Source organism: Bacillus cereus group sp. BfR-BA-01382, assembly GCF_022663475.1.
Taxonomy (GTDB): Bacteria; Bacillota; Bacilli; order Bacillales; family Bacillaceae_G; genus Bacillus_A; species Bacillus_A thuringiensis_S.
Genome location: NZ_JAKUFQ010000010.1, coordinates 1 through 11,916, shown reverse-complemented (window position 1 = coordinate 11,916; position 11,916 = coordinate 1). Strand labels below are relative to the sequence as shown.

Below are 11,916 nucleotides of genomic sequence, written 5' to 3'. Positions count from 1 at the left end.
CATCACCTTTACAGTATTTTGATTGACCATGATTTAGGTAGAATATATGGGGAAGACTGAGTGCGCGCCTCATACAAAGCATTTTCTTTGTTTTTTATATAAAATTCAATCCCTGAAACAGCAAATGGTTCCTCTAATAAAGCAATTCCGAGTCTCCTGTTTAAGACAGGACTTTCTTTAAGTTCAATAACTTTACCAATTAATTGTTCCTCTATAAAAATTTCATCATTAACTGTAATTTCGCTCTCTATTCCTGTCGTGAATCCCACAATTCTTTTATTTACTCCAGCTTCCGATTGCTGTTCTAAGGATTCTCTCCCATAAAATTCATCTTTATAAAAATCAATAAACCATTCTAAACTAGCTTCGAAAATATTTAGTTCTTCTAAATGTTTAAATTCAAAATATGGATGTCGAATTTCTAACATTAACGTCTCTAATGTTTCCCAATCCACTCTTTTTAAGTTAATATCGTCATCTTTAAAAGAATTTATGGTTTCAACTACTATTGGTTCCAAGTATTTTTCAAACAATAATTGATAACCATACTCTGCTGTTACACCTGTTCTTGCCAATAGAATTTCCTTTCCAAATAATTGATTTAGCACAAACGATTGAAATGGTAGTGATGATATTTCGAAATCTAAAAATTTTTGAGCTAATCTCCATGCATAAGGACCTTCAAATCCAAGGAGGGAATGAGTTTGACTTATATCTATAATCTCAATACCATTTGTCTTTTGATTTTCTAACCAAGCTAGTACAGTATCCTTTTTATGCGCTGTAGTAATAACTGTAATAGAATCCTCATTTTTAAATAGATTAATTATATCGATTACATTCCCATCTTCTTGTAACAATAAGGTAAAGAGTGTAGTTTCTTCTTCCATAAACACAATATCTTTCGTAACTAAACGATCTAGGAATTCTACATGATCCTCCCCTTTTACAACAATTCTTCCTGTTTCTGATAAATCTATTACACCTATTCCGCTACGTACTGCATCATATGCTTCATTTTTCTCTTTTTGTATATTAATTTGATTACTCATGATTAAGTGCCCCCAATTCTCTCTTTATCACATCATTTATTGTCGGTAAATTACAGACATTATCTATATATAGTTGTTGCATTTTCTTTAATCTCTCAATCTTAGTTTTGCTATACAGCATATTAAATATGGTTTGACTAGTTTCTTTTAAATCAAACATTTCACAAGTATGCACACATTTAAAATAATCATTTTGCTCCATCAATGGTGCTAATTCTTTATGCCATCCATTTGGAAATACAAGAAATGGATAAAGTCCATTAGGTATTATATAATTCCATTTTTCTATAATGCTTCTTAATGTAGGATTATGGCTATCTCTTTGAGTCTTTAATTCTTCATATTCCATATGGTTTACCAGACTAATTACAGGTATTTTTCCAAATACTGCTTTTCCCATTGAACAAGATGTAATATTATCAGTGATAAATAAATCACACGATAATAATAGTTGTTCGTATTCTTCCAAATGAAGAAATGGTAGCGAAATAAATTCTATTTTCCCTCCATTTTTCATAGAAACAAATTTTGTCTCATCTGAAACCCCAATTAATTTAATACATGTATCGCTCGGAAAGTCCTGTAGATATAGACTTAATAATTCTTGTAATATATATTCATAACTAAACTTTGCATCATTGTACTGTTTCTTCTCCATGAGCCTCATTTTTACTAATAGGTTGGCCCATGATGATTTCGCAATCAAAATTAATTTATCTTGTTCCCTACAACCTAGTTGTGCTCTTATTTTCATTCTTATTTCTTCATCTATTTGTAAAGCCTCTTTATATAATTTGACAGAGATAATTTTCTCACTATCTTGTTTATAACTATTCACTGGACATGTTCTAAGTAGCTTAAATTGAGACGGGATTTTAGGCAGTTCTATCAATGACCTTTTCTTTAAGCTATTGTAATTTGCATTTTTAAAAAGTTTATTTTCTAATAATCTATCCTCACTACCCCAAGCTAAAGAATCAATAGAGAAACTAGGTATGTGTAGGTTTAATAGATAATCAAGATCAATAATTGGAGACTCTAAAAATAAATTATGGTAATCAGCTAAAACAATAGCATCAGGCTGAAAAGAATCAATTATTTGTTTAATAACCTCTTTTTGTCTTAGCCCCTTTGTTAGCGATGTAACATTGGCTACAGATTTACTGGCATACCATGAGAATTTTTCGCTTGTTAAAAAATAAACTTCCCCATCTTTTTGAATTTGTTTAGCTAGACATAAGGCATTATGCAACTCACCAATGCTAAAATGACTAGGTGCAATAAACAATACTTTCATGTCTTATTCCCCTCTACTAAAATTTGCGAAAAGTATTCACTATCAAGTAAAGTTTCTCCAACTGCAATATTAAAGCGAATATCTCCATCATTAAATTCATTCTGATTACCATATATTCCGATTTGTATCCCTTTTTTGGGCCATTCGTATATAAAACATTTTGTACTATGTGATAATGCTAAAATAGATACAAATAACCCATTAGATAATTCGAGAATTACCTTATTATCTAAATAAATCTTTCTTTGTTTGCCATTTGGTATTAATGTGTTTTGCTCTCCATTCTGCCAATAATACATCTTTTTAATTTTTGTTTTTCCTTTTTTCTCCCAGAATAAGTGAAAGACACTAGTTTTCATTTTATCTTTCTGTAGACTTTTCAATTGTATTTGTAAGACAGGTAGATCATATACAGTTGTATATTCAACTTTCCACTCATCAGATTGACAGAAAATCCGATTAATAAATTCCTTATATGTATTTTCCGTCGCTACTACTGATTGATTACTTTTATTGAGATATATTGAATTAATGCTCAAATCTTTCCTACAATCTGGAGTATAAGAATTAGCTGTTGGTATCATTACACCGGGTAAAAAATTATAAGAACTTAATACTGAGTTTTCTTTTAAAATCTCTTTATCTTTATACATAAATTCTGTTATTTTACTACTTTGGTTTACTTTAATCTTTAAATTTAGTACATTATTTTGAACTAGATATTCTTGTTTTTTTTCGCTATATGTTAATTTATTTCTTCCTTTAAGGAATAGATATATTTTTTTAGTTATCGCATTTCTATTTAATTCATCTTGATACGTGAGTACGGCATAATGTGCTTTTGACCAATTGACCTTTCCACTAAATTCAAAATTAAAATTGCTTATAGATTCTATGTCTTGTATAAACAATTGTTGTTCGTAAGATGTCTGAGGGAAAAACAATGTTAATTTCCCCTTTAATATGGAAGAAAATAAGTTTTTTAGACTTCCATGAATATGAAATTCCCCGTTTTCATCTATAATATGAAATTGGTCAGTCTCAATTGAGTACGGAATCTTATTAGATATAAATTTGGATGTATGATTAGTAATATCGTTATAGATTTCTTCCACTTCATCTTTGCTATCACGAGAACATAAAGTATAATAGTGCGTTTTTGTTATACATTTTTCTTTATCATTCCGTTTAAATATTACCGCTGGCATCCATCTTAATCCAAATAGGATACGCTCTATATTTCCTTTCCATATGAATCCAATATTAATATTTTGCGATTCAAACAATGTATAATTTCGCTCATACATGTTTGGATGACTAGGTAGATCGAATTGATTTACAAATTCATAGTCATGTAGTGCATATGGATACTCACCATATACCATAGGTTTAGAAACTAACCCACTTTTTAGTGGTACCGTCATCTTCGCATCATATAACATGCACCAAGGATATATCTTTAAATATTTTCCTTCCTGTGCGAAATCATTTATTTGAACTATCTTATCTGACAAAAAACAAATGCTTCTCTTTAATCTTGTGGCCTCATGAATAATTTCAAAACATGAATCAGATTTTATTTCCCATGACAGCTCATTTAATTTCGGTTCTTTTACTGCATTTAAAAATGGATAGTCTAAATCTGGCCATGCTTCTTTTACCAATAATTGCTGCTTTCTAAGGTTATATATATATAAACAACCAGTACTTTTACTTATTTGTACAGTTATATACATATTTTCTAGAACTAAGTATCCTTTTGTTTCATAAACATGATTTTTCCCATGCGCATAAATCGGAATTATTTCCTTTAATTCCCCAATATTCTTATTTTGATGACTAACAGCCGAAAGTGTCATATTAGTGATACCAATTTTTTTAGGATTCAATACAATAGGATGATCCTTTATTTCACCCGGCTCTATGATACAGATTTGGTGTTTTTCTAGCGGTTTAAAATCTAGTATTTTCGAGTTTCCTTGTTGAATAAGTAGTTTGTAAATTAATCTATCTAAAGAATTATTTTTCACATTAACGATGCATGCAGATTCTTTTCCATTAATTAACTTAGGATAATTAGCAACATTTATTTCTAACGGATTTGCTATGGTTACTCCAAAATGAACAGTTAGTTCTAGTTCTTTTGTTTTTAACTTAGTAACAAGTTCTCCCTCAATTTCCTTAGTTACTGTTATAACTTCTTCCCACTCGTACTTTTTATTTGGGTAAAAAGTTTTCTTTAAATCAATTAAGTAATCTTCCCCTATCCTCGATGTAATACTAGCTTCAATGGGATTTGGAAAATGGTTTTCATATACATAACAGATGCGAATCTTTTCTCCAACAATTAAATTGTTTCCTTCTAAAATATAACTAGTAAATCGTACTTGTTCTGTTTCTACCTCAGTAATTTTTTCACTTTTTATATCAACCCAACAATTCACATCTTTTGCTCCAAGATTAATAGCATACTTTACAACTTCAATTCCATTTCTTGTTATGGCGTTACTCTGAATAGAACGTAGGGATTTCAATCCCCTAACTGTTTTCCAGCCTCTAGATAGCCATATATCTTGGTCACTTTTTGAAATAATTGGTTCAAATGCATTTAATAGATAAGTAATAACATAAGGTAAATAACTTCTTAAATTTAAGTAGCCATCATAGTCTATATACGACCTACTTGTTTGATATAACCCCACTCTTTTATAGAGAGCCATGGCTACTTTATCTTCCGGATTCACTTCTGTATCAATATACTTAATATCTTGTTGGATAAGATTTTTAATCGCATAAGCAAATAATTTATCTGGTATATTTCCCGAACGAAATTCTGGGTGAATTAAAAAGAATCCTGCCCAGGTTCCATCTGGAGTTGATGCTCTTTGACCTGATAAACTAGAAAATAATAAGCTGGCTATAATTTCATTTTCATATTCAGCAATTAAATATAACTGTATCTTCCGCTCTCGAAATAATTGCTTAATATCTTGCTTATTTAAGGGATACCCATATTTAATGGGACCATATTGATATTTGTTATAAAAGTGGGCTAACTTCTCACTATCTGCCTCTGTACACTCACGAACTTGAACATCCATACCATGAATCATATTTCCTCAACTCTTTTAGAAACTTGAATACTACCAGTAGCAACTTTCTTTTTATCTACATAAGCCGAGATTTCCACTTGTGAGATTAATCCAAGAGACCTTCCAATTTGGACATGTAATTCTAGCTGGTCTCCTGGTACTACAGGTTTTAAAAATTTTATATTACGTACAGAAACTAAATAACCCACATATGAACTCGGATCTACTTTAGGTGAACATGCACCATGTGCATCTATTTTTGCTAGTTCCCCTGTAACATAAACAACAGCAGTCATTTGTGCCAAAGCTTCAATAATTAACACTCCAGGCATAATTGATTCATTTGGAAAGTGCCCTTCAAAAAAAGGTTCACTTACTGTTACATTTTTAATACCAATTCCACTCTTTCCTGGCTTAAGTTGAATAACTTTATCTAAGAAAAGGAATGGCCATTTATGCGGTAAGATATTTCGGATTTGATCTGCATTTAATATCGGTCTCACTGCACATCATCCTCCCTATTTTCTTCAATAAAATCGGCAATTTTATTAATAGAACCCAGTACTGCCATATTTTCGTCATATACCGCAACACCAAATTCCTCTTCAATTGCCAGAAATAGCTCTAATGCATCCAAGGAGTCAACCCCTAAGCCTCTTCCGAATAATGGCTGATCATCAGTAATGAAATGCGGTTCGATTTCTAAATCTAATCTCTCAGTAATAATTTCTTTAATTCTAGTAGTTAATTGTTTTCTTTTTTCAGCAATAATTCTTGTTTCTACATACGTAAACATCTGTTTTCCCCTTTTCCTTGTTTAACTCAAAATTCGTCATTAAATCCTCTATTGTTTAGCCATTAACTAATCCACCATCCACCGTAAAAACTTTCCCAGTTATATAACTTGCATAGTTAGAGGATAAAAATGTTGTTAAATGTGCTACCTCTTTAGGATCCCCAATTCTGCCAAGCGGCACTAGCTCTAACATCTTTTTTAATGTCTGTTGATCCATTCCTTTTGTCATATCTGTTTGTATAAAACCAGGTGCAACAGCATTAACCCTAATCCCGTATTCCCCACCTTCTAATGCTAAAGTCTTGGTTAAGGAAATGACCCCACCCTTTGAGGCAGAGTAATTACATTGACCTCTTGCACCCGTTATTCCACTTGTCGACGTAATATTTACAATAGAACCTCTTTTCTGTCTCATCATTATTCTTAATGCTTGTCGGCAACAAAGAAATGTTCCTTTTAAATTTAAATCAACCACATGATCCCACTTTTCCTCGCTCATCATTGCAGCAAATCCATCATTTATAACGCCTGCATTATTTACTAAAATATCTATTCTTTTTTCCTTTGAGCGTATGTGTTGAAACAATTTATGAATAGAGTCTTCATTTGTAATATCTACATGCATAGGAAACGCTTGTCCACCTTTTTCAACTATAGTATTTGCTATTTCATTTGCTGATTTTTGATTACTTTGAAACGTAAAGTAAACAGTTAAGCCCTGTTTGGCTAGGTCCATTGTTATTGATTTACCAATGCCTCGTGATCCTCCAATAACTAATGCCACTTCGTTTCCATTAAACATAGACCCGTTCCCCCTTAAATTCTTTCTCTATTGTAGTAAGGCTTCTTTTTAAATACATCGGTGTTTCTGTAGAGGATACAGATATGTTCTGCTTAAAGGAGCGGCATAACTTGGTTAAAGTATTTCCAGGACCTACTTCTATAAAGTGTTTCGTACCATTATTCAATAAAGTGTAGATAGTGTCTTGCCACATAACTGGATCTACGCATTGTCTTTCTATATCTTGTAAAATATTGATTCTATCTGTAGTTGGTTTTCCTGAACAGTTTAAAACAATTGGTATTTGAGCATTTTTTAACGAAAATAAATTTAAATACTCCTTAAACTCAAGAACCATTTCTCCCATTAAACGTGAGTGAAATGCATGACTAGTTGAGAGTATTCTAGTTTTTATACCATTTTTTTGATCTAGTACCTTTTGAAATTTAAGAATGCTCTTACTCTCGCCAGAAAATACAACCTGTGTAGGGGAATTATAGGCAGCAATATCAATTTCATATTGTTTAGATTCCTCTACAACTTCAAATAATGTTTGATATGTGTTTGACACAATTCCTAACATACACCCCTCTTGCTTTATATTACTCATCAGCTGACCACGCTTCCGTACAATGGATAATGCATCCGAAAATTGTAAAAATCCTGCTTCTACCAGTGCAGAGAATTGTCCTAAGCTATGACCCGCCACTTTAGATGGCCTTATACCGTACAAATGTAAAATTCGTGATATCCCTGTGCTTACCGTAAGAATAGCTGGTTGTGTAACACTGGTTTCTATTAATTTTTCACTTGGCCCATATAAACATAGTTGCTTTAAATCAAATCCTAGCGTATCATTTGCTTCCTCAAATAATGGGACAAATATGTTTGGGTATTTATCTAAATACCCTTTACACATCCCTACAGATTGAGACCCTTGTCCTGGAAAAATAAATGTAATCATATGACACCCCCGCTATTTTCAAATTGAATCTTTTCTAAAATTTCTTCTGGTAATCTACTGATTAATTGATTATTCGACCGTGTTAAAACATGTTTCGAAAATCCTTCCGCTAACAAAACTCGGCATCTCTTGCGGAATAATTTATAAACAAATTCTATATAAACTTTACTTTCATTCTTAAGATAGGTTTCTACAATTAAGTCATCTTGAAATCGAGCTGATTTTTTATAGGTACATCCTATATCAATAATTGGAAAATACAATTTTTCCTGTTTTAAATACTGGTTTATACCAGTCATATCTAGCATTTGAAACCTACCCAGCTCAAACCAATGAAAATAATGAGAGTGGTGAGCAATTCCCATAGGATCGCATTCCCCAAAACGAACATTCACCTCATTTTTTACTAAGTACACTTATTTCACCTACTTTTCATAAGAACGTCGAAATTTTTGTATGGAGATTGTTAAAAATAAAATTCCCATACCAATTAATGCAGCTGATGGAATAAGAACAGAGAAGAACTCTTTGTTATATACTAATAAATCGTTAAAGCCTCCCATTGCCCAGGCTGTAATCGTAATATGTGCTATGTTTTGCATCCATTCCGGCTCTATATAGAGTGGCCACCAAGACCCACCTAAAGCAGACATAGTTAACACGATTAAAATAGAAATACCATTTGCTTGTGATCTTGTTTGACATATAGAAGCTAGTAAAATTGCCAGGCTTGAAGCTGCAAATGCAGTACATATCACTAGTAACATAATTCCTAATACACTTTTTCCAAGCCACATTCCAAATACAAAATGTCCTACGCTAAAAAGGACTGCACATTGAACAATTGCTGTTATAAAGCATGAGAGCATTTTTCCAAAAATAATTGATAATGTATTAATAGGTAAAGTAAGGATTTTTCTTAACGTTCCATTCTCTCTCTCTTCTACTAATGCACCTGCAGCTGCAGCAGTACCTAAGAGTACAAACATTACAGCATATCCTGGTACATTAGATTCAAATGGAGTAGGTTTATGTTCATTATCTGATGCTAATTCTTTAAACTCCACTTTCACATTTACTTCCATTTGGGCAGAGGCTTGTTTTACAATCTCTTTAGTCATATCTCTTTGTATTTCTGACACAATTTGAGTTACAGCATTTGAAACAACACTTGGAATAATACGATCAACCTTATCTTCTATGATGATGACTTTAGCCTCTGTCCCTGAATATACATTTTGTGTAAAACCCTTAGGGATAACGATTGCCGCTTTTTTAGTTTGAACTTCCTTTTTCGCCTGTTCTTCTGTATAGGCTTTCTTTTTACCATTTAATTCATAAGTTTCTTCTAGCTCAAGAGCAGGTATTTTTTTTAACTCTTCAATAACCCTTTTAGATAGTTCTCCATTATCATTTACTACTATAGGAATCTTGAATTTTTCTGTCTTACTATCAAATACATTGGATAATGCAAAACTAGCAACTGCTATTACTATAATGGGTGTAATAAATAAATAGATTAGACCAGGAATATCCTTTAAAAGAATAAGCAGATCTTTCTTTGCTATATACCAAGCTTTCATGTTTACCAACCCCTTTCCATTTACGACCTTAAGTTTTTCCCCGTTAAATGTAAAAATACATTTTCTAAATTAGAGTTTTTAACATTAAATAAATCGATCTTCAGATTATATTTTTGAATCAATTTCATAACTTCCCTTGTAACATTAAAGCTATCTACACATTGAATGATGATTTTTTTATCTACCAATGTGCAGGACTTCACATCTGAAATCATTTTTGTTTTATGTATAAATTCTTCTGGAATATTTGATATTACAATCTCTAAATAATTTTCCCCATATTTTTTTATTAAATTTTTTGGGGTGTCAACATCTAATATTTCACCCTTATCATAAATTGCTACACGATGGCATAACATTTCTGCCTCTTCCATATGATGAGTTGTATATATGACAGTGATTCCTAGTTCTTCTACGAGATGGCGAATACAATTAAAAATATGGTTTCTTGATTGTGGATCAATGCCCACTGTTGGTTCGTCTAAGAAAATAACTTTTGGCTTATTTAACAAACCGATCACTAAATTAATTCTTCTTTTCATACCACCTGAAAATGTATCAATTCTCTTATGTGCCCAATCCTCAAGCTGTGCGAATTGCAAGGCTTCTTTTATGCGGCTTTTTTTCCTATTTCCCTTTAATCCATATAAATCGGCATAAAAAGATAAGTTATCATATGCAGTTAAAGTCGGGTATAGCGCTAAATCTTGAGGTACTACACTCACATTTTTTTTAATCTTATTCCGTTCAGTATACAAGTCGTAGTTACATACTGTACCATCCCCTTCATCTGGCAGAGTAAGAGTAGATAAAATCGATATAAGTGTTGTCTTTCCAGCTCCATTCGGTCCTAGTAATCCTATAATTTCACCTTTACGGATATCTATGCTTAAATTCTTAATAACTGTATAATCTCCATATGATTTCTTAATGTTTCGAATGGAAATCATAGTATTTATATCAGTCATAATGTTTCCCCCTTTTTCTTGCTGTTACAATTTATTAGAAGTGACTCTTCTTTATCTCCATTAAAGCTTCAAGGTATTTATATCCATACTTTTCATCTGGTTCTAGGTATGTGCCTTCTGCCCACTCATTCCAAGCATTAATAAATAAAAAATCAGTGTCATTACTATGTTGTAAAAGATACTTCTTAAACTTATCGGGATTAGCCCCTCCCATAATTAAAGCGCTTTCTTTTTTTCTTGGAGAGTTATCCCAATCTACAAAAGCTCCTTTATATATGTTTTCACGTTCTTTAATTTGACGGTTTAATATTCTTTTCCATACAAAATCATAACTTAAGTGAAAATCTTTTTTTTCTTGATGTAGTGAAGTTGTATTACCTATTAGTTTTTTTAAAGTGTACATAGGTTCAAACTCTATAGCAGCATCAAAAGTAAAGTCTGATTTATCTTCAAAAATTGTTAACATTTCTACAAAGTGTATCCCTAGAAACCCTTCAGATTGAGCCCATTCATTCCATAGACTCAACATTTTATTTAGGTTTGGTATAGAAGCTGGTCGGTAAATTACAAATATCGGTTTATCTTTAATATTTAAATAGTTTTTGTTTTTAAAGAATGGCAATAGATAATTAAAGTGTTCTTTCCAATCAGACTCATCCCCATATTCTTGTCGCATTAATACTTCTTGGTCTTTCCCATCCCAAGACCTTGTCCAAGATTCATTTGCCCAACATAAGCAATATGGGAAATCAATTTCCTTACATTGATTTCTCAATTCTATTGGTTTTTCTAGTAATTTTTTCCCTTTGAACCAATAGTGATAATAGCAAAAACCATCTAAACCATACTGTTTTGCTAAATTTATCTGCCACTTATGTACATCTAAATCTAACAAATTGTAATAATAATCCCGTAATGGAGTCCTAGGCTGATAGTGTCCCAGAAAACGTGGTTTTGCTTTTTTTACATTGGTCCATTCTGTAAAACCCTTTCCCCACCATAAATCGTTTTCAGGTATTTCATGAAATTGTGGTAAGTAAAAAGCAATAGTCTTCATTAGTAAGGACTTCCCCCTTCCCCATATGCAATGACTCACTTATTGATAAAAAACAATTACACAATATAAAACTCTGCTTTTTAACATGAAACTATTTAATCTGATGTTAAATCTTGTCACAAAATAAGGCAAAAAGACCCTAATTATTGTAATTTTCACACATAAAAAACTATATTTTTAATTTTTTTTAGAAAATCATTCAAAAAAACACTTTAAATACAGTTAAGTATTGTATAGTTTTATATTATAGGAGGGGAAAAATATGTCGTTTTTTGGCGAAAAATTCACAAATTTATTGGTAAATTTAGATGTAGCAAGCCTAATTG

At 31.7% G+C, this 11,916-nt stretch carries 11 protein-coding genes; all 11 read right to left on the bottom strand.

All coding sequences use genetic code 11. The features are described 5' to 3' along the window. Positions 1-8: 8 nt before the first annotated feature. The 11 genes from MR160_RS06775 to MR160_RS06725 are packed head-to-tail and all read right to left on the bottom strand — an operon-like array spanning position 9 to position 11,590. Entirely contained in the window at positions 9-1,052 is a 1,044-nt protein-coding gene (locus MR160_RS06775; protein ID WP_242297128.1) for an aminomethyl transferase family protein, read from the bottom strand. Continuing rightward, complete coding sequence (locus MR160_RS06770) at positions 1,045-2,349, bottom strand: DUF6365 family protein (RefSeq protein ID WP_242297127.1); 1,305 nt, start codon at positions 2,347-2,349, stop codon at positions 1,045-1,047. The genes MR160_RS06775 and MR160_RS06770 overlap by 8 nt, the downstream gene beginning before the upstream one ends. Then, positions 2,346-5,462 carry a GNAT family N-acetyltransferase gene (locus MR160_RS06765; RefSeq protein WP_242297126.1) on the bottom strand — a complete coding sequence of 1,039 codons (3,117 nt, stop codon included), beginning with the start codon at positions 5,460-5,462 and terminating at the stop codon, positions 2,346-2,348. The genes MR160_RS06770 and MR160_RS06765 overlap by 4 nt, the downstream gene beginning before the upstream one ends. Further along, positions 5,459-5,944 (bottom strand): 3-hydroxyacyl-ACP dehydratase FabZ, encoded by a 486-nt coding sequence (gene fabZ / locus MR160_RS06760; protein ID WP_242297125.1) that lies wholly within the window; start codon positions 5,942-5,944, stop codon positions 5,459-5,461. Before fabZ ends, MR160_RS06765 begins: the two co-directional genes overlap by 4 nt. Then, a complete protein-coding gene (locus MR160_RS06755; RefSeq protein ID WP_061660225.1) occupies positions 5,941-6,237 on the bottom strand; it encodes an acyl carrier protein in 297 nt (98 codons plus the stop codon). Before MR160_RS06755 ends, fabZ begins: the two co-directional genes overlap by 4 nt. A gap of 55 nt (positions 6,238-6,292) precedes the next feature. After that, positions 6,293-7,039 carry a 3-oxoacyl-[acyl-carrier-protein] reductase gene (gene fabG, locus MR160_RS06750; RefSeq protein WP_242297124.1) on the bottom strand — a complete coding sequence of 249 codons (747 nt, stop codon included), beginning with the start codon at positions 7,037-7,039 and terminating at the stop codon, positions 6,293-6,295. Next, on the bottom strand, positions 7,032-7,982 hold the full coding sequence (locus MR160_RS06745) for an ACP S-malonyltransferase (RefSeq protein ID WP_242297123.1): 951 nt from the start codon (positions 7,980-7,982) through the stop codon (positions 7,032-7,034). The genes fabG and MR160_RS06745 overlap by 8 nt, the downstream gene beginning before the upstream one ends. Further along, positions 7,979-8,398: an acyl-CoA thioesterase gene (locus MR160_RS06740; RefSeq protein ID WP_242297122.1), complete on the bottom strand. Its 420-nt coding sequence runs from the start codon at positions 8,396-8,398 to the stop codon at positions 7,979-7,981. The genes MR160_RS06745 and MR160_RS06740 overlap by 4 nt, the downstream gene beginning before the upstream one ends. A 9-nt stretch (positions 8,399-8,407) precedes the next feature. After that, positions 8,408-9,565, bottom strand: a complete 1,158-nt coding sequence (locus tag MR160_RS06735) for an ABC transporter permease (protein ID WP_242297121.1) — start codon at positions 9,563-9,565, stop codon at positions 8,408-8,410. Between the two features lie 20 nt (positions 9,566-9,585). Continuing rightward, positions 9,586-10,533: an ABC transporter ATP-binding protein gene (locus tag MR160_RS06730; protein WP_242297120.1), complete on the bottom strand. Its 948-nt coding sequence runs from the start codon at positions 10,531-10,533 to the stop codon at positions 9,586-9,588. A gap of 34 nt (positions 10,534-10,567) precedes the next feature. Next, complete coding sequence (locus MR160_RS06725) at positions 10,568-11,590, bottom strand: glycosyltransferase WbsX family protein (protein ID WP_242297119.1); 1,023 nt, start codon at positions 11,588-11,590, stop codon at positions 10,568-10,570. Between the last annotated feature and the right edge of the window lie 326 nt (positions 11,591-11,916).